Origin of the sequence: Luteibacter sp. 329MFSha, from assembly GCF_900111665.1 — a bacterium.
Lineage (GTDB): Bacteria > Pseudomonadota > Gammaproteobacteria > Xanthomonadales > Rhodanobacteraceae > Luteibacter.
In genome coordinates this window covers 2,102,829-2,121,212 of the sequence record NZ_FOJE01000001.1, presented here as the reverse complement: position 1 = coordinate 2,121,212, position 18,384 = coordinate 2,102,829, and the positions used below count along the sequence as shown (strand labels likewise).

The following is an 18,384-nucleotide window of genomic DNA, read 5'->3' as shown; positions in this document are numbered from 1 at the left end:
AGGAATCGCCCATGTCCCTTTCCGACCTCACCTCGCTTCCCGGCGTCACCGCGACGCCGGATGCCGCGACCCACGGCTACGTCTTCAACCACACGATGATCCGCGTGCGCGACCTCGACGTGTCGCTGGACTTCTACACGCGCGTGCTCGGCTTCACGCCGGTGTACCGACACGTGTTCGAGGAGGCCGCGTTCACCATCGTCTACCTCGTGCTGCTGGGCGACCGCGCCGCGATTCCCGATGACGACGAAGCCCGCAAGGCATGGGTGCTGCGCCAGCCGGGCGTGCTGGAGCTCACCCATAACCATGGCACCGAGAAGGAGCCCGTCACCCCGTACCACAACGGCAACAGCGAGCCGCGTGGCTTCGGCCACCTCTGCGTAAGCGTGCCGGACGTGAACGCGGCCTGCGCGCGTTTCGAGGAACTCGGCGTGACCTTCCAGAAGAAGCTGACGGACGGGCGGATGCGCCACATCGCCTTCATCCGCGATCCGGACGAGTACTGGATCGAGATCCTCCAGCCCACGCCGCTGGCCGGCTGACGACACGCCGATGCCGACGAATCTGCCGCCGGTCACCCGGAACCTGCTCATCGTCAACGTCGTGGTGTTCGCGTTGCAGTACCTGCTGCACGACCAGGACACGCTGTCGCTCACGCGCTGGTTCGCGCTGTGGCCGTTCGGCCACGACATCGCCGTCGACCTCGGCGGAGGCGACGTCGCCGGCATCGGTTTCCGTCCCTGGCAGCTGGTCACCTACGGCTTCATGCATGGCAACGTTATGCACATCGTGCTCAACATGTACGCGCTCTACATGTTCGGCGGCCTGATCGAGCGGGTGATGGGCACGCGCCGTTTCACGGTCTATTACTTCGCGTGCCTGATCGCGGCGGCGGTGGCGCAGCTGGCGGTGGTGTACATCTTCGAGCCGGACCGCATGTACCCGACGGTCGGCGCCTCGGGTGCCGTGTTCGGCCTGCTGGGTGCGTTCGCGATGCTCTTCCCGCGCGAAAAGCTGATGCTGATCCCGATTCCCATCGGTATCCCGGCATGGCTCTTCGTCACCTTGTACGGCGTCGCCGAACTCGTCTTCGGCGTGACCGGCACCCTGTCCGGCGTGGCGCACTTCGCCCACCTTGGCGGGCTCGTGGCCGGACTGGCCCTGCTCTGGGCGTGGGGCGTCAGGCCGCCGCCACGCCACTGGTCCTGATCAGCGCAGCGCCAGGAAATCCGGGCTGACGACGAAGCGCACCGCGTCGAGTCGCAGCCGGGCTTCCGGAATGGCGGCGAGCAGCGCGTCGCGTTCGGCGGCGATCGCGTCGACCTCGTCATCGGAGATCGACGGGTTCACGGCGTGCAGCGCCACGAGGCGCGCGTGCTCGGCGTCGAGTTCGCGCCGCGCGGCGTCGAGCGCCTCGGCCTTGAGCACTTCCGCGCGCGCCTCGACGAGGTCCTGCGCCCGTTCGAGCATGGGCGGCACGAGCTTGGATAGGAACTTCCGGTAGCGCGGCACTTCGATGTTGCGGTCGGCGGCGCGGCGCAGCGCGACGTCGCTGGGGCGGAACTGCGCGCGCTCGGTCAGCTTCGTGTCCACCGTGAGCGTGAGCGGCGTGGCCGGCAGGAAGCGACCGGCGTCGAGCTTGCGGTCGGCCACCACCTCGAGGACGAACACCGTCTGCAGGAGCGCGGTGCGCACCGGCAGCGCGTCGTCGACGAGGAACGCGGCGTTGCCGTCCTCGCCCGAGACCAGCAGGTCGACGGCCGCGCCCACCATGGGATGGTCGAGGCGGAGCAGCGGCAGGTCTTCGCGCGCGAGCGCGATGTCGCGCGAGAACGTCACGGAGACCGGGCCGTCCGCGAAGCCGGGCAGGCCATCGGTGGACAGGTACTGCGGATCGAGCAGCACGATGCCGCGCGCGAGTTCTTCGGCGTGCACGCCGTAGGTTTCGAACAGGCGCTGGATGAAGGCGTCGCGCTTCGGATCGTCGTCCTCGGCGGCGAAGCTGCCGGCGAGGTCGCCCGCGTGCGGGTCGCGGCTGGCCGCGAGCTCGAGCAGGTGGTCGCGACCGGCGTGGATGAGCGCGGAGAGTTCCTCGTGCGCGCCGCGCGTCTCGGCGATCAGGGCATCGAGCTCCTGGTCGCGGTCGTCGTCCTCGCGGGCATGCTCGTCGGCGAGCGACGAAAGCAGGCTGCCGAAACGGCGCAGGAGTTCGCGGCCGTCGGCGGGGCTGCCGCGGAACGCGTCGAGGCCTTCGTCGTACCAGCGCGCGAGCACGTGCTGGGCGCTCTGGCCGACGAGCGGCACGTGGATGGTGATGTCGTGTTTCTGGCCGATGCGATCGAGGCGGCCGATGCGCTGTTCGAGCAGGTCCGGATCGAGCGGCAGGTCCCACATCACCAGGCGATGCGCGAACTGGAAGTTGCGGCCTTCGGAACCGATCTCGGAGCACAGCAGCAGGCGCGCGCCGTCGGGCTGGGCGAAGAAGGCGGCGTTGCGGTCGCGCTGCACGATGCCGAGGCCTTCGTGGAAGCGCGCCACGCCGACGCCGCTCTTCGTGCGTAGCGCGTCCTCGATCGCCATCACCTTGGCCTGGCTGCGGCAGAGCAGGAGGAACTTGTCGTTGGGATGGGCGTCGAGCAGGCCGATCAGCGCGGCGAGGCGCGGGTCGTTGGCATAGTCGAACTCGAGCGGCGCGGGCGGCTGCTGGATGTCCGAGCGGAACTCGGCGAGCAGCGCCTCGCGGCGGCCCGGCTCCAGCGTCGACGGATCGATCGCGATCAGGTCCGGCACGCGGCGCGGAAAGCCGCCGATGCCGGCGCGGCGATTGCGGAACATCGCGCGTCCGGTGCCGTGGCGGTCGATGAGCGCGGCGAGCAGGTCGTCGCCCGCGTCGTCGCGCGAGAGCAGGGCGGCCAGCTCGCGATCGCCCTTGAAGCGTTCGGCGAGCGTGGCTTTCTGCGTCGCGTCGAGCGCGGTGCCGGCGGCCAGCGTGCTGGCGATGTCGGACAGTTCGGCGTAGCCCGCCGATTCGGCGAGGTAGGCGTCGAGGCTGGCGTAGCGCTGCGGGTCGAGCAGGCGCAGGCGGGCGAAGTGCCCGGCGCGTCCGAGCTGTTCCGGCGTGGCGGTGAGCAGGATCACGCCCGGCGTCGCCGCGGCGAGTTCCTCGACGAGGCGATAGCGTGGGCTGGCGCCTTCCGGCGTCCATTCCAGGTGATGCGCCTCGTCGACGACGATCAGGTCCCAGCCGGCCTCGGCCAGCTGCGCGGCGCGTTTCGGCGCCGACTCCAGGAACGCGAAGTCGGCGATGACGAGCTGTTCGTCCTCGAACGGATTGCGGCCGTCGTTGGCCTGCTCGATCGCTTCGCAGCGCTCCTCGTCGAAGATCGAGAACGAGAGGTTGAAGCGGCGCAGGAGTTCCACGAACCACTGGTAGACCAGTGTCTCGGGCAGCAGCACGAGCACGCGCCCGGCGCGGCCGGTGGCGAGCTGGCGCGCGAGGATCATGCCCGCTTCGATCGTCTTGCCGAGGCCGACCTCGTCCGCGAGCAGCACGCGCGGCGGGCGGCGGGCGGCCGCGATGCCGGCGACGCGCAGCTGGTGCGGCACCAGCCCGATGCGGGCGGATTCCAGGCCCCAGGCGGCGGAGCGGCGGGCGTCGGCACGGCGGCGCAGGGCGTCGACGCGCAGATCGAAGCGGTCGTTGGCGTCGGTGCGGCCGCCGATCAGGCGGTCGTCGGCCTGTGACAGCGCCTGCTCGTCGTCGAGCTGGCCCTCTTCGAGCTCGCGGCCTTCGCCGCGATAGACGAACAGGCCTTCGCGCTCCTCGATGCGTTCGACGAGAAAGGCCACGCCCTTGCCGGAGACCCGCTGGCCGGCACGGAATTCGGCGCGGATCAGCGGCGCGCTGTCGGTGGCGTACGGACGCAGGACGCCCGCCTTGGCGAACAGCACCTGCACGCTGCGTCCTTCGACGCGGAGAATGGTGCCGAGGCCGAGCTCGGGCTCGGCGGTGGAAATCCAGCGTTGACCGGGTTGGAACATGCTTTGGGGAAGCCAGACATCAGGGGGCGCCAATTATCCGCTCTCGAAGGCGCCCCTGCCTACCTCATGTTTCGGCCCAGCGCCTGAGCAGGTTGTGGTAAACGCCCGTCAGTTGCAGGATCGCGGCCTGGTCGGCGCCGCTGGACGAGAGCGTGCGGATGGCCGTGTCCATCTCGAGCAGCAGCCGGCGCTCCCCGTCGTCGCGCACCATGCTCTGGATCCAGAAGAACGAGGCGACGCGGGCGCCGCGGGTCACGGGCGCGACGCGATGCAGGCTGGAGGAGGGGTAGACGATGGCGTCCCCCGCAGGGAGCTTCACCTCGTGTTCGCCGTACGTGTCGCTGACGATCAGCTCGCCGCCGTCGTAGTCGTCCGGCTCGCTCAGGAACACGGTGCAGGAGATGTCGCTGCGCACGTGCGTGTCGCCGGTGCCGGCGTGCATCACGGCGCCGTCGATGTGGAAACCGTATTCGCCGCCGCCTTCGTAGCGGTTGAAACGCGGCGAGATCGTGCGCAACGGCAGCACCGCCGCGTGGAACAGCGGATGGCGCCGCAGCGCCGCTAGCACGAGATCGCCCAGTTCGCGGCGCAGCGGCGACGCGTCGGGCAGCTGCAGGTTGCGCTTGACCTTCGCGCCCTGCGGACCGACGGTCTCGCGACCGTCGGTCCAGTCCGCGCCGTCAAGGGCGAGGCGCATCCCGGCCACCTGGTCTTTGCTCAGGACGTCCGGGATGTGCATCAGCATGGCGGCGGTTCCTCGCTGGATCAGAAGCGGATGTTGGCCTGGAGCATCGCCGAGCGCGGCGTGGCCGGGGTGTAACGGTAGCCGCTCTTGTTGATCGCCGCGACGTATTCCTTGTCGAACAGGTTGTACACGTTGAGCTGGATGTCGACGTGGCGGTTGATCGGGTAGCTCGCCACCGCGTCGAACACCCAGTAGCTCTGCGTGTAGGCGGGGGTGCCGACCGCGCCGTCCGTGCCACGCTGCAGTCCGCCCTGGTAGCGCGCACCGCCACCGACCGTGAGGTTGAACGGCAGGTGGTAGGTGGTCCAGGCCGTGAACGAACGCTTCGGCGTGTAGGCCAAGTCGTCGGAACCGTTGGCCGTGACGCCCGCACCCTTCTCGACGGTCGCGTCCTGCGTGGAGAAGCCGGCGCTGATCGCCCAGTTCTCGGTGATCTTGCCGATCGCGGTCAGTTCCACGCCCTGCACGCGCTTCTTGCCGATCTGGTAGTAGAGCAGGTCCGTCGGGTCCTGCACGAGCTCGTTGGTGACCGTGGTGCGATAGAGCACCGCCGTCACGAGCAGCTTCGAATCCATCAGGTCCCACTTCGTGCCGACTTCGGCGGTGCGGGCCTTCTGCGCGTCGAAGCTGGGGTTGTCGGCGCTGTTGGCCGACGAGGACAGCGTCAGCGTGTTGCCGCCCGGCGGCTCCTGCGACTGCGCGAAGTTGACGTAGATGCTGCCGTTGGCCGCCGGCTTGTAGAGCACGCCCACCTTGTAGTTGAACAGGTTGTCGCTCTTCTTCGCGTCGACGCCCGGCACGATGCTGCCCGGACGCAGCGGACCGCACACCGGACCGTTGCGCGCGCCGCAGACGACGAGGCTGCTGAAGTCGGTCTTGTAGTGGTCGAGGCGCACGCCGCCGTTGACCTGCCAGCTGTCGCCGAACTTCAGCGTGTCGAAGAAGTAGGCCGCCGCGGTGTTCGTCTTGCCGTCGCTGTGCGCGCCGGTTTCGCCGTAACGCAGGCCGCCCACGTGCGAGTACGGCTTGTACAGGTTCGCCGCCGGCCAGGTGCTGCCGGCGAGCGGCGCGATGCCGATCGTGCGAGCCTTCTCCTGCGTCAGCTCGATACCGGCACTGATGTCCTGCGTGACCGCGCCCGACTCGATCGTGGCGGTGAGGTTGGTCTGGTTCGTGGCGATGCGGTTGGACTGGTGCTTGAACGTCGGGGAGCTGCGCGCGATGGTCCACGTCGACGGATCCGCCGGGTTCGGCGTGAGCAGGTTCGCCGTGGAACCCATGAAGGAGGTCAGCAGGTAGTCCTGCGTCGTGCGGCCGATTCGGGAGGTGTTGTGCAGCGCGACCTTGTCGTTGAAGTCGTGCTCGACGATCACCGTGAACAGGTCCTGCGTGACGTGATCCTTGTCCTGCGTCGTGCCGTAGTAGTTGTCCTGATCGACCTTCGGCGCGTCGTTGAGGAACGCGCGGCGGTCCGGGCTGCTGTAACCGGGCAGGCCGATGGTCGGGATGCCGCCGTCGGGCACGTTGTTCTGCTTCACGTGCAGGTAGTCGAGGTAGACGCGCGTCGGCGTGCCGAGGCCGAACGCCAGCGACGGCGCGATGCCCCAGCGGTTGTTCTCGATCTGGTCGCGTCCGTAGACGCCGCTCTCCTGGCCGAGCACGTTGAGGCGGAACGCGCCGGTGTCGCCCATCTGGCGGTTGAGGTCGGCGGTCGCGCGGCGGCGCTGGCCGCTGCCCACCTGCACCGTGCCCGACACGCCGTTGCCAAGCACGGGCTGCTTGGTCACGAGGTTGATCGCGCCGGTCGGCGCGGTGCGGCCGTATTCCGTGCCGTCCGGACCCTTCGTGACCTCGACCTGCTCGATGTTGAACATGTCGCGCGACACGGTGCCGAGGTCGCGCGCGCCGTCGACGAAGATGCTGCCCGACGTATCGAAGCCGCGCATGTAGATCGCGTCGCCCGTGTTCGTCTGGCCGTTCTCGCCGACGTAGAACGTGCCCACGCCCGGACTGTTGCGCAGCGCCTCGGTCAGCGTCGTCGCGCCCTGCTGCTGGATCAGTTCCTTGTTGATGACCTGGATCGACTGCGTCGTGTCGAGCAGCGACTGGGTGAACTTGGGCGACGAGACCTTCTCGACGCGGTAGTCGCTGGAGCGGTCGGCCTCCACCTGCATGCCGGGCAGCGCCTGCGCGTCGTTGACCTTGGCCTGCTGGGGCGGGGCCACGACATCGGCGGGCGCGTCGGTGGCGATCGCGCCGTGCGCGAGGGTCAGAAGGACGGCGGCACCGACGGTGCGCGCGGCAGGAGCGGCATGCTTGCGGCTCTTGATGAAGGCCATGGGATTCCCTTTGAGTCTGGACGAAAGATGGAACGGCCTTCGTTCGCGCACGCGCCTCCGCGGCACGCGGCGACGAAGCCACGCGGCGGGCAGGGGATCGGTTGGTTTCCCTGTGGGCGGTGCGCGGGTACGGGACCCGTCTCGACCGACATCGTAATCGTAATGAGAACGAGTTGCAATTACCGGGCGCAGGAAGCCGCGCGCATGAAAAAGGCGCCGCACTCGCGTGCGGCGCCTTCTCAGTCATCGAGGATGACGTGGGGCGATTACCAGATCTTCACCTGCTTGTCGGCGGCGCGGACCATGGTGGCACCCGGCTTGCACTGGAACGCCGTGGCGAACGATTCCATGTTCGACGGTGCGCCGATGGCGCGCAGCGAGGCCGGTGCGTGCGGGTCGGTGTTGAGGTACAGCATCGCCTGCTTCTCGCGGACGCTGCCGCGCCACACGCGCGCCCAGTTGAGGAAGAAGCGCTGGTCCTGGGTGTAGCCGTCGATCTTCTCGGCGGCTTCCTTCGGATTCTTCTTCAGGGCTTCCTGCAGGGCGTCGTACGCGACGTTGAGGCCGCCGAGGTCGGCGATGTTCTCGCCGAGGGTCAGCTTGCCGTTGACGTGGAGGTCCGGCTTGTCCTTGATCGGCGCGTATTCGTTGAACTGCGCGACCAGCTTGGCCGCGCGCTCGTCGAACTTGGCGCGGTCGGCCTTCGTCCACCAGTTCTTGTTGTTGCCGTCGCCGTCGAACTGGCTGCCCTCGTCGTCGAAGCCGTGGCTGGCCTCGTGACCGATGACCGCGCCGATGCCGCCGTAGTTGATCGCGTCGTCGCCGTTGGCGTCGAAGAACGGCGGCTGCAGGATCGCGGCCGGGAAGTTGATCGTGTTGTCGGTCGGGTTGTAGTACGCGTTGACCGTCTGCGGCGTCATGCCCCACTCGAGGCGGTCGGTCGGCTTGCCGATCTTGGCGATGTCGTAGTGATAGTTGAACTTGCTGGCGGCTTCGACGTTGCCGAAGTAGTTCTCACCGTTGACGTCCAGACCGGACCAGTCGCGCCACTTGTCGGGGTAACCGATCTTCGGCAGGAAGGTGTTCCACTTCTGGATCGCCTTCTCCTTGGTCTCGGCGCTCATCCAGTCGAGGTTCTCGATGCGCGTCTTCAGGGCGTTGCGGACGTTGTCCACCAGCTCGTTGGCGCGCTGCTTGGCTTCCGGCTTGAACACCTTGGCGACGTACAGCTGGCCGAGCGCTTCGCCCATCGAGCTGTTCACCGTACCGAGCACGCGCTTCCAGCGCGGCTTCTGCTGCGGCTGGCCGGCGAGAGTCTTGCCGTAGAAGTCGAACTTGTTGTCCTGGAAGGTCTTGGACAGGTACGGCGACGCGCCGTCGATCGCGTGGAAGCGCAGGTAGGCCTGCCAGGTGGACACCGGCGTCGACGCCAGCATCTTGTCGAACTCCTTGAAGAACTTCGGCTGCGAGAGCGAGAAGCCCTTGTCGATCGTCACGCCCTGGGCGGCGAAGAACTTCTCCCAGTTGAAGTGCGGCGTGATCTTGTCGGCTTCGGCGACGGAGACGAAGTGGTACTGATTCTCCGGCGCGCGCAGTTCGACCGGCGCGAGCGAGGCGGCGGCGAGCTGGGTCTCGAACTTCATGACCTCGTCCGCCTGCTTCGTGGCCTGGTCTTCCGGCACGCCGGCGAGCGTCAGGGTCTTCACGATGTAGGCGAGGTAGGCCTTGCGGTTATCGGCCTGCTTCGGGTCGGTGTAGTAGTCCTTGGTCGGCAGACCGAGGCCATCCTGCTGGGCGTAGCCGATCTGCACCTTGGCGTTCTGGAAGTCGGCGCCGGCGCCGAAGCCGAACACGTAGCTGTTGCCGTCGTTGAAGCTGGCATCGAGGAAGTCGACGATGTCCTGCGGGGTCTTCAGCGCGTCGATCTTCGCCAGTTCCGGCTTGATCGGGTCGACGCCGGCCTTCTCGATGGCCGCTTCGTCCATGCCGGAGCGGTAGAGCAGGCCGATCTTCTGTTCGATCGAACCGGCCTGGGCGTTCGCCGCGCCCTTGTCCATCGCGTCGACGATGTCGTGCTGCGTGTTCAGGCTGTTCTCGGCGAGCTTGTCGAACGCGCCCCAGCGGGTGCGGTCGTCGGGGATCGGGTTGGCGGCCACCCACTTCGCATTGACGAAGCCGTTGAAGTCGGTGCACGCGTCGATGTTCGTGTCGAGCTCGGCCACGTCGAACGAGGGACCGGCCGGCGCGGCGGCCGCGGTACCGGCGGCCGCCGGCGCGGTGCTCGCGGGTGCCGGCGTGGTGGCGGCCGGCGCGGCGGTGTCGGCGTCGTCGTGCTTGCTGCACGCGGTGCCGGCGAGTGCGACGCCGAGCGCGAGTGCGAGCGGCTTCAGGTACTGCTTGGTCATGGATGTCCCTCGTGACTTGGTGGAAACGGCGCCCCCGGGCGCCGGTGGGGTCCGAGCATAGCCCTTGCGGCCCCGGCGCAGGGCCAACTGTGACGAAAGTCATGGTTGCCGATATTCCGCAAGAACTCGCGACGAATGTCCCCGAACCGTCATATCGGCTTCCTAGGCTTCGCGTGTCCGCATGACAGGGGATGCGGCTTCCCGTCCAGCCCGAAGAGCCAATCGAGGAGCATCCGTCATGCGCAAGTTACTGGCCGCAGGCATCGCCTGCGTGCTCACCCTTTCCGCCGCGTCGATCACGGCACAGCAGGTCGCGGGCGATACGCCGGACGACGGCGTGTCCGCGCTGGGCTTCGGCCACGGCCACGGCGGCCACGGCGACGATCCGCGCACGTCGACGCCGATCCGCCATCTCGTGGTGATCTTCCAGGAAAACGTGTCGTTCGATCATTACTTCGGCACCTATCCGTATGCCGAAAATCCGCACGGCGAGCCCGCGTTCTACGCGCGCCCGTTCACGCCGCCGGTCAACGGGCTGGACCGCCGCCTGCTGACGAAGAACCCGAACGCCACCAACAAGGACAACGGCGACGGCGCGATCAATCCCTTCCGTCTGACGCGCGCCCAAGCCGCGACGGCCGACCAGGACCACGGCTACACCTCCGAGCAGCGCGCGTTCAACGGCGGCCGCATGGACCTGTTCCCGCTCTACACGGGCCGCGGCGAGATGCTGCCGGGCGGTGATCCGTCGGAGGAGGGCAAGGGCCAGGTCATGGGCTATTACGACGGCAACACCGTCACCGCGCTGTGGAACTACGCGCAGCACTTCGCGATGAGCGACGCGAGCTACGGCACCACGTTCGGTCCGTCGACACCGGGTGCGGTCAACATGATCGCCGGCCAGACGGCGGGCGTGATCGACACGCTCAACGGCACGGGCGGCACGACGGACGACGGTAACGGTGGCCTGACGATGATCGGCGATCCCGATCCGATCGGCGACGTCTGCTCGTCGCCCACGGCGACGCAGGTGACGATGGGTGGCCGCAACATCGGCGACCTCCTCAACGAGCGCAAGGTGACCTGGGGCTGGTTCCAGGGCGGCTTCGACCTCACCCGCACGAACGCCGACGGCAGCAGCGGCTGCTCGCGGCGCACGCTGTCGAAGGTGACCAACAGCACCTCGAACGATTACAGCCCGCATCACCAGCCGTTCCAGTACTACCCGTCCACCGCGAACCCGACGCACGCGCGGCCGGCCTCGGTGGCGGCGATCGGCCACAGCGGCGATGCCGCCAACCATCAGTACGACATGGAAGATTTCTACGACGCGCTCGACGCGGGCAATCTTCCGGCGGTGAGCTTCCTCAAGGCGGCGTCGTTCCAGGACGGCCACGGCGGCTACTCCGACCCGATCGACGAACAGGCGTTCGTGGTGCACGTGATGAACGCGCTGCAGCAGAGCGGCGAGTGGCGCGATACGGCGGTCGTCATCGCGTACGACGACTCCGACGGCTGGTACGACCACCAGCAGCCGCCGCGGATGAACGCGTCGCAGGGCAGCACCGACGCGCTGGACGGTCCCGGCGTCTGCAAGGGCCACGGTACGTTGCCGGGTCTCGACGGCAAGACGCCGGCGCAGGGACGTTGCGGCTTCGGTCCGCGCCTGCCGCTGCTCGTGGTGTCGCCGTGGGCGCGCGAGAACATGGTGGACCACACGGTGACGGACCAGAGCTCGATCACGCGCTTCATCGAGGACAACTGGCTCGACGGCAAGCGCATCGGTGGCGGTTCGAGCGATGCCCACGCCGGTCGCCTCGACGGGATGTTCGACTTCTTCCTGCCGCGCCTGTTCGACCGCAAGCTGATCCTCGACGAGTCGACGGGCCAGCCGAAGCGCAACGGCGGATGGCCCTGGGCGGCCGGGAACGGTGGGCATGGTTGATCGCCGTCGGTTCCTGAAGACGGCGGGTTGGGCGGCCGCGGCGGGGTGGATCCCGTCGCGGCTGCTCGCGCACGACATGCACGCCATGCAGGCCGCGCCGGCAGGGCGCGTCGGCAACGATCTGTGCATGCACGCCATGGGCGACGTCACCCGCATGCCCGGTCTGGTCGATCCCGCGAAGCTCGCGCCGTTCGTCGATACGCTGCCCGTGCCGCCGGTGCTCGTTCCCGCGGCGGGCAAGCCGTTGCGCCTCCGCATGGCGGAGTCGACGCAGAGGCTGCATCGCGACCTGCCGCCGACACGATTGTGGACGTACGGCGGGGCGTACCCCGGACCGACCATCGACGCGCGGAAGGGACAGGCGACGGAGGTGATCTGGGAGAACGCGCTACCGGTGAAGCATTTCCTGCCCGTCGACCATGCGATCTGCGGCGCCGAGGCGGACAAGCCGGAGGTGCGGGCGATCGTCCACCTGCACGGCGCGCAGGTGCCGCGTGCCGACGACGGGTATCCGGAAGACTGGTACGTGCCCGGCAAATCGCGTCGTCACCGGTACCCGAACACCCAGGACGCCGCGACGCTCTGGTACCACGACCATGCGATGGGCATCAATCGGCTGAACATGTACGCGGGCCTGACGGGCCTTTACCTGCTGCGCGACGAGCACGAGCTCGGCCTCGGCCTGCCGGCGGGTGACCAGGAACTTCCGCTCGTGCTGGCGGATCGCCTGCTGCGCGAGGACGGCAGCCTCTATTACCCCGATTCCGGCGACGCGAACGCGCCGTGGGTGCCCGAAGTCTTCGGCAACCTCACACTCGTCAACGGCGCGATCCTCCCTCGGGCCGACGTGCAGCCGCGGCGCTACCGTCTTCGCGTGCTCAACGCGTCGAACGGCCGCTTCTATCACCTGCGTTTCCGCGACGGCCGGCCGTTCCAGGCGATCGGCTCCGATCAGGGGCTGCTGGCCGCGCCGGTGTCCATGCGGTCGATCTTCCTAGCGCCCGGCGAGCGGGCGGACCTCGTCGTCGACTTCGCAGCGTCACGTGGCGGCGCTATCGAGCTGATGAACGACGCGCTCCCGCTCATGCGGTTCGCGGTGGGGCAGGGCGCGGTGCGCGACGACAGCCGCGTGCCGGACGTCCTGCGCGACGTTCCGCGTTTCACGGAGCGCGACGTGTCACGCTCGCGCGAACTCACCCTCGACGAATACAGCGACTGCGTCGCGACCCCGATGCTCATGCTGCTCGGCGGAAAGCGCTGGCACGATCCGGTGACGGAGACGGTGAAGCTCGGGACGACGGAGGCGTGGAACCTGGTGAACCTCACCGAGGATACGCACCCGATCCACCTGCACCTCGTCCGCTTCCAGATCCTCGACCGTCGTCCGTACGACGTCGACGAATACATGTCCTCGAAGACGCTGCGTTTCACGGGTCCGGCGCAGCCACCGCCGGCGCACGAGCGCGGGTGGAAGGACGTGGTGCAGGCGTACCCCGGCATGGTCACGCGCATCGTCGCGACCTTCGACGGTTACAAGGGCCGCTACGCCTGGCACTGCCACCTCGCGGAGCACGAGGCCAACGAGATGATGCGGCCGTTCGAGGTGGTGTAAGCCCGATCGTGGAATGCCCTCCTCGTAGGAGCGCGCCTTGCGCGCGACAGCTTTTCGCGAAAGAGCACGGGACCTGCTGCCCTGGCTTCAAAAGCTGTCGCGCGCAAGGCGCGCTCCTACGAGCCGCTAGCGGGCCCGCCGCAACGCCGCCGCATCCAGCCGCAGCACCGGGTAGGCCCCGACCTCCTGGGCCACGTACCACGGGCTGCGTTCGAAGAAGAACGAAAGGCGTGCGCGCGGGTTCGCCGCGAACGCGGGATCGCTGCGCAGCTTCTCGTCGAAGGCGGTCTTGAGCGCGGGATCCTTCGCGATCATGTCGCGGGCGAGGGCTTCCTGCACGCGCGGCTCGCCGTATTCCTTCGGTTCGAAGATCGCGTCGAGATAGCCCCAGCGCAGCATGGAATCGGGCGCGCGGGGATCGAGCAGGTTCAGCGCGAGCACCGCATCGGTGTTGTCCGCGGGCACGATCACCGTGCCAGCCGGTAGCTCGACGGTCTCCGGTGTCGGCGTGATCGTCACGTCACGCAGCAGGTGATGGCCCTCGAACGGTTTCTCGGCCCACCGGGGCTGCGTCAGGCGATCGCGCGACACCGGCACGCGGACGCCCGTGGTCGTGCGCGTGTACGCAATGCCGTGCGCGTCGAGCCGCTCGATGATCTGCGTCCATTGCGCCGGAATGGCCCAGGCCGCCGGCAAGGGCGCGGCGACATCGGGAAGCAGGCCGTTCCAGCTCTGGATCGCGTACGTCTTCTTCTTCGTGGGGTCGTAGCGCACCCAGGTGTCGCCGGAGATGTCGCTCGGCGTCTGCGTGAACGCGTAACCCTTGAGCGTGAAGGGTGTCGGCGTGGGATCCTCCTTGAAGGTGACGGGCAGCGTGGCGCCAGGCCGGGCGGCGAGCGACGCGGCCCACGCGTCGGCCTGCTTCGACGCCTCGAGCAGCGCGGCGGGCGAGGCGTCGACCGCGTCGAGCACGCTGCGCACGACATCGTAGGTGGCGCGGACGCGAACCTCGTACGACTTCAGCATGTGCGTTTCGATCAGCAGGCCGGCGCGATTGCGGATCGCCGCGTAGCCCGTGGAAAAGCGCGGTCCCGAGCCGAAGTTCTGGATGCCCTTGGTGATGTCACGGCCGTCGCGGAATTCGAGGTACGGGGAGGCGAGGTGGCCGAGCTTCTCGTAGCGCGGCATCACCTTGCCGGCGTAGGTCGCCTGTTGCCATGCGGCCACCGAAGGCGGCAGCTTGTGCGCGTCCTCGGCGTACCAGGTGAGGTCGTACTGGTAATCGGCGCCGTCGGTGGTGTGGATGTCGATGAGCAGGTCGGGCCGCCATGTGTTCCAGAGCTTCAGCCACGCACGCGTCTCGGGCGCATCGGCCTTGACGTAGTCGCGGTTGAGGTTGAGGTACTGCGACTGGCCGCGGAACCCCATCTCTTCCGGCCCGTTCTGGTTGATGCGGAAGTACGGCCCCGAGTTCTCGTGCCCGTCGACGCTGTACACCGGAATGAACACGAGCACCGCATGGTCGAGCAGGTGGGGCAGGCGGCCGGTGGCGGCGAAGTCGCGCAGCAGCATCAGGCCCGCGTCCTTGCCTTCGATCTCTCCCGGGTGGATGCCCGCCTGCAACAGCACGATCGGCTTGCCGGCCGCGCGCGCCCGCTCGGGGGTCAGGTCGCCGTCCTTCGCGGCGACGACCACCGTCATCGGCCGGCCCTCCGGCGAGGTGCCGAAGGTCTCTACACGCAACGTGCCGTGCGACGCATCGGCCAGCCGGCGCAGGTACGCCTCGGTGTCGGCGTACGACGGCGTCGTGCGGAACCCGGACGCCTCGGCCGGCGTGATCCAGCTGTCCTTCGCATGAAGCGTGAACGGTGCGGCCGCGATCAGGCCAAGTAGGAGGCGTGCGGGGAACGTCGCAGGCATGGAACCATCCGTCGGAAGAATCCACCCATTGTGTGATTTTTTCGGCGTCCCGGCGAATCATGAAGGAAAGCGGGAGGACACATGCGGAACGAGGACAGGCAAAGGACGTTCGAGACGCTGCTGGCAGCGCACAGCAGGATCGTGCTCAAGGTGGCGGCCGTCTACGCGCGCGGCGTCGAGGACCGAAAGGACCTGGGTCAGGAGATATTCCTCCAGTTGTGGCGCTCCTTCGGAAGCTACGACCCCGCGCGGCCGTTTTCCACGTGGATGTACCGGGTGGCGCTGAACGTCGGGCTTTCGCATGCGCGGCGGCAGCGCGAGCGCACGCAGTCTCTCGATGCGTCGTTGATCGACACGCTCGGCGGCGGCGCCGCCATCGAGGAGCCGGATGAACGTCTGCACGCGCTCTCCGACGCCATCGAGGTGCTTGAACCGCTCGACCGGGCACTGATGCTGCTTTACCTCGAGGAATTGCCGTACGCGGACATCGCCGCCGTGCTGGGCATCAGTGACACCAACGTGGGCACGCGCATCGCGCGCCTGAAGCAACGACTGCGCCGGAACCTGACCGGCGAGGCATCGCAACGACGGAGGAAGGTATGGAATTCGACGAACTGAAGGCGGGCTGGTCGGCGCTCGATGAGCGTGTCGCCGCCGAGGCGCCTGGTGAGATCGCGGCAGGGCGGGACGGTGGCGTGCGCGCCGAGTTGCGGCCTTTGGTGGTCGGGCAGTGGGTGCAGGTGACCGCCGGTCTGTTGCTCGCCGTCGCCGCTGGCTCGTTCTGGTTCGACCACCGTCACGTGCCGTCGCTGCTGGTCACCGGCTTGTCGTTGCACGCCTATGGCGTGGCCATGGTGGTGGCGGCGGCGAGGAACCTCTATCTGGCCGCTCGCGTGGACGACGCCGCGCCGGTCCTCATGCTGCAGAGGCGCGTTGCGGAGCTTCGTGCGTGGCGGCTTCGCGAAGGACGCTGGTTCGGCGTGCTGGGCTGCTTCATGTGGGTGGCCGTGATCGTCTGGGGATTCGCCCTGCTGGGCGTGGACATCGTAGCGGCACGACCGGCGTTCGTCGGCTCCCTGCTCGTGGCCGCCGTCGCCTGTCTCGTCGTATTCCTTGTCGTTGCCCATCTCAAGGGCCTGCCGGAGGGGTCGAGCCTTCGCCGGGCAAGAAGCCGCCTCGCCGAAATCGAACGCTTTGAGCGGAACGGCGCCTGATCGCACCATCGCGCCTAAGGCGGCGCTAAGCTGGGCCAAAGGATAATCGCCGCCGACGCAGCCTGGGGTTCCCCACTTGCACATCATTCTCGTGGAAGACGACGCGCAGCTCGGCGAGGCCATCCGGCGGGCGCTGGAGCGGCTGGCCTACACGATCAGCTGGTTCCGCGACGGTCGCGAGGCGCTGCTCGCCCTGCGCGACCACGAGGCCGACCTCGTGTTGCTCGATCTGGGCCTTCCCGGGAAGGACGGGCTCGACGTGCTGACCGAGGCGCGGCGGATGAGCGTCGCGACGCCGGTGATCGTGATGTCGGCGCGCGAGGCCGTGGACTCGCGCATCCGGGTGCTCGACGCGGGAGCGGACGATTACCTCGTCAAGCCGTTCCACCTCGACGAGCTGGCGGCCCGCATCCGTTCGCTGACCCGGCGCGTGCGGGGGGCCGCGGTGAACAAGCTGGAGGCCGGCGCGCTGAGCCTGGATCTGGGCGCCTTCGAGTGCTATTGGCACGGCCAGCGTGTCGACCTGACGCGCCGCGAGTTCGCGCTCCTGCAGGCGTTGATGGAGCGCTCGGGACGCATCGTCCGCCGCGAGTCGCTCGAGAATTCCCTTTACGGCCCCGATAGCGCGATGAGCACGAGCGCGCTGGAGGTGCTGGTGCATTCCCTGCGTCGGAAGCTCAGCCACGACGCGATCCAGACTGTCCGCGGCTTCGGCTACATGGTGCCGCGGGAACCGCGATGAAGCTTTCGAGCCTGCGCGCCCGCCTGCTCGTGCTGATCGTGCTCGTGCTGGTGGCGCTGCTGCTGCCGCTCGGTTTCCTCAGCGCGAAGCACACACTCGAGGAGGTCGACGAGCTGTCGGACGGGCGCCTGGCGCAGGCGGCACGAACGCTCGAGGTGCTCGTGGGGCGCGTCGGTGTGGAGCATCTGCGCGAGCACCATCTCGAGCGGCTGCTCGTGCCCAGCGTGTCGAACCACCCGCAGGAACTGACCGTGCAGGGCAGGACGTTCGAGTCCGAGGTCGGTTTCCAGGTGTTCGATCGCGATGGAACGCTACTTCTGGCGACCGAGAACCTGGCGGAGGTGCCCCCGACGCAGGTCGCCGACGGCGCGTTCGAAGACATCCACAAGGGCAAGTACCAGTGGCGGGTCTTCACGCTCGTGATGGAGCGCGAGGGCGTGGTGATCCGCGCCGGCGAGCGCTACGACAGCCGCAACGAGATCACGCGCGCGCTCTGGCTGGAGCATGGCCTGCCGGCGTTGCTGGGCTTGCCCCTGATGGCCTTCCTCGTCGGACTGGCCATCCGGCGCGGCCTGGCCCCGTTGGACACGTTGGCCGCCGCCCTGAGTCGGCGCGAGCCGGGTAGCCGGGAACCGGTCGATCTGCCGGACGCGCCGGAGGAGTTGCGTCCCGTGGTCACGGCGCTGAACCAGCAGATCGAGCGCCTCGAAGGCGCGCTGGAGCGTGAGCGCCACTTCAGCGCGGACGTGGCTCACGAGCTGAGGACGCCGCTGGCCTCCACCATGATCAATCTGGAGGACGCGATGGCCTCCGCGCGGCCGGACGAGGCGCACACGGCCCTCGAGGCCGCGCGCGAGTGTCTCGTGTCGCTGGCCCGGCGCACTGAGCAGCTGCTCGCGCTGGCCCGCCTGGAGGCAGGCGCGGCGGCCGGGCCGCGAAGCCCGGTCGACCTGACCCAGCTGGCGCTGGACGTCGTCGACGAAATGGCCACGGTCATCGGCGCCGGTCACGTGGAGCTGGGCGTCGAGCTTCCCGACACGCTGGTGATCGAGGGGTACGGCACCGCCCTGCGGGCGCTGCTGCGCAATCTCGTGGAGAACGCCTTTCGGTATGCCCCGGCGGGCGGCCACGTGCAGCTGTCGATCCGGCAGGAGGGCGAGCGGGCGCGCATCGAAGTGGCCGACGATGGCCCCGGCATTCCGCCCGAGCGGCGGGCGGCGATGTTTACCCGCTTCCAGCGGGGCGCCGATACCCAGGCCGGGGGCTACGGTCTGGGCCTGTCGATCGTGCAGCGGGCGGTCGAGCTACACGGCGCGTCCATCCGGCTCGGGGACCCGGAGACGGGTACCGGCCTCGTGGTCGTGGTCGACATCCCTTTGCTTCCGGGTGCGTAACCAATTCGTCCAAGCATCGTCACGTCC

At 68.4% G+C, this 18,384-nt stretch carries 13 protein-coding genes; 8 read left to right on the top strand and 5 right to left on the bottom strand.

Annotation, left to right across the window (positions count from 1 at the left end):
- The first annotated feature begins 11 nt into the window (after positions 1 to 11).
- The gene (gloA, locus tag BMW54_RS09515) at positions 12 to 542 is read left to right on the top strand and encodes a lactoylglutathione lyase (protein ID WP_090054916.1); all 531 of its coding nucleotides are present in this window, start codon (positions 12 to 14) and stop codon (positions 540 to 542) included.
- Positions 543 to 552: 10 nt separating this feature from the next.
- Positions 553 to 1,209, top strand: a complete 657-nt coding sequence (locus BMW54_RS09510; protein WP_090054910.1) for a rhomboid family intramembrane serine protease — start codon at positions 553 to 555, stop codon at positions 1,207 to 1,209.
- On the opposite strand, the gene rapA is transcribed toward BMW54_RS09510, so the two are convergent.
- The 4 genes from rapA to BMW54_RS09490 all read right to left on the bottom strand — a co-directional run bounded on the left by rapA (position 1,210) and on the right by BMW54_RS09490 (position 9,530).
- Positions 1,210 to 4,041 (bottom strand): RNA polymerase-associated protein RapA, encoded by a 2,832-nt coding sequence (rapA, locus tag BMW54_RS09505; RefSeq protein ID WP_090054909.1) that lies wholly within the window; start codon positions 4,039 to 4,041, stop codon positions 1,210 to 1,212.
- Between the two features lie 64 nt (positions 4,042 to 4,105).
- Entirely contained in the window at positions 4,106 to 4,786 is a 681-nt protein-coding gene (locus BMW54_RS09500; RefSeq protein ID WP_090054908.1) for a Fe2+-dependent dioxygenase, read from the bottom strand.
- A 20-nt stretch (positions 4,787 to 4,806) separates the two neighbouring features.
- The gene (locus BMW54_RS09495) at positions 4,807 to 7,125 is read right to left on the bottom strand and encodes a catecholate siderophore receptor Fiu (RefSeq protein WP_090054907.1); all 2,319 of its coding nucleotides are present in this window, start codon (positions 7,123 to 7,125) and stop codon (positions 4,807 to 4,809) included.
- A 266-nt stretch (positions 7,126 to 7,391) separates the two neighbouring features.
- Entirely contained in the window at positions 7,392 to 9,530 is a 2,139-nt protein-coding gene (locus tag BMW54_RS09490; protein WP_090054906.1) for a M13 family metallopeptidase, read from the bottom strand.
- A gap of 238 nt (positions 9,531 to 9,768) precedes the next feature.
- Here BMW54_RS09490 and BMW54_RS09485 point away from each other — a divergent pair, with 238 nt between their 5' ends.
- Complete coding sequence (locus tag BMW54_RS09485; RefSeq protein ID WP_090054905.1) at positions 9,769 to 11,475, top strand: phospholipase C; 1,707 nt, start codon at positions 9,769 to 9,771, stop codon at positions 11,473 to 11,475.
- Entirely contained in the window at positions 11,468 to 13,087 is a 1,620-nt protein-coding gene (locus BMW54_RS09480) for a multicopper oxidase family protein (RefSeq protein WP_090054899.1), read from the top strand. The genes BMW54_RS09485 and BMW54_RS09480 overlap by 8 nt, the downstream gene beginning before the upstream one ends.
- Before the next feature lie 126 nt (positions 13,088 to 13,213).
- Here the strand turns inward: BMW54_RS09480 and BMW54_RS09475 are convergent, their stop codons facing one another.
- Positions 13,214 to 15,007, bottom strand: a complete 1,794-nt coding sequence (locus BMW54_RS09475) for a M14 family metallopeptidase (protein WP_090054897.1) — start codon at positions 15,005 to 15,007, stop codon at positions 13,214 to 13,216.
- A gap of 81 nt (positions 15,008 to 15,088) precedes the next feature.
- On the opposite strand from BMW54_RS09475, the gene BMW54_RS09470 reads away from it, so the two are divergent.
- The 4 genes from BMW54_RS09470 to BMW54_RS09455 all read left to right on the top strand — a co-directional run bounded on the left by BMW54_RS09470 (position 15,089) and on the right by BMW54_RS09455 (position 18,357).
- Positions 15,089 to 15,625, top strand: a complete 537-nt coding sequence (locus BMW54_RS09470; RefSeq protein WP_090054895.1) for an RNA polymerase sigma factor — start codon at positions 15,089 to 15,091, stop codon at positions 15,623 to 15,625.
- The gene (locus BMW54_RS09465; protein WP_090054889.1) at positions 15,607 to 16,221 is read left to right on the top strand and encodes a hypothetical protein; all 615 of its coding nucleotides are present in this window, start codon (positions 15,607 to 15,609) and stop codon (positions 16,219 to 16,221) included. Before BMW54_RS09470 ends, BMW54_RS09465 begins: the two co-directional genes overlap by 19 nt.
- A 76-nt stretch (positions 16,222 to 16,297) precedes the next feature.
- The gene (locus BMW54_RS09460; protein WP_090054888.1) at positions 16,298 to 16,963 is read left to right on the top strand and encodes a response regulator; all 666 of its coding nucleotides are present in this window, start codon (positions 16,298 to 16,300) and stop codon (positions 16,961 to 16,963) included.
- Positions 16,960 to 18,357 (top strand): sensor histidine kinase, encoded by a 1,398-nt coding sequence (locus BMW54_RS09455; RefSeq protein WP_090054887.1) that lies wholly within the window; start codon positions 16,960 to 16,962, stop codon positions 18,355 to 18,357. Before BMW54_RS09460 ends, BMW54_RS09455 begins: the two co-directional genes overlap by 4 nt.
- The last annotated feature ends 27 nt before the right edge of the window (positions 18,358 to 18,384 follow it).